The organism is Bartonella sp. AC535YNZD, assembly GCF_042196625.1.
Classification (GTDB): domain Bacteria; phylum Pseudomonadota; class Alphaproteobacteria; order Rhizobiales; family Rhizobiaceae; genus Bartonella.
The window spans coordinates 1-699 of the sequence record NZ_JBHIQP010000079.1 but is presented as its reverse complement, the minus strand read 5'-3'; the positions used below and the strand labels follow the sequence as shown (position 1 = coordinate 699).

General features: G+C 34.3%; 1 pseudogene. It reads left to right on the top strand.

The annotated features are described in order from the left end of the window. Positions 1–699, top strand: a pseudogene (locus tag ACFIM8_RS09265) (transporter); the annotation flags it as partial.

The following is a 699-nucleotide window of genomic DNA, read 5'->3' as shown; positions in this document are numbered from 1 at the left end:
AGATCCAGAATTATCTCATTTTCCTGACCCTATTACAGCATTGATTGATGCAGAAAGACGGTTTTATTTTAAGCAAAGTGAAGTGCATTATGAGACGGAATATGCTTTGTTAATGCAATATCTACCACCTACTCGAAAATCATCAAAGTTAGGGGAAATTGTATATGAAGACGATACAGTTGAGTCAACCACACCCGCTGAACGTTTACTTGATGAATTTAAAAAGAAAATAGATGATTTTTATATTGGGATTGGTGATCTGCTTAAAATGCAGAGGATGAAAACAATCACTATTAAGAATGGTGATGATGTCTACGACAGTGACCAACTTGTTAATTATTTACATTATGCGATTAATGGTGAAGCGATTGCTCTTCGAATACAAGATTGTCCAATGTATTTAGATTCATGGCTTGGTTATACTGATTTGTGGCCTGGAGATATTCCACGACTTGGGGATAAATTTATTTCCTGTATTTCAATTGACGGTTTTCCAACAGCTAGTTATCCTGGAATATTAGACATTCTTGATGGTTTTCCTTTACATTATAGATGGTCAAGTCGTTTTATATTTATGGACCAGCATGAAGCTGTTGCTGCATTAAATAAATATAGATTAAAATGGCAACAAAAAGTGAGGGGATTCTTTTCGCAGGTTTTTAAAACCAATAAAGGAACTATCAATACTGATGCTTTGTT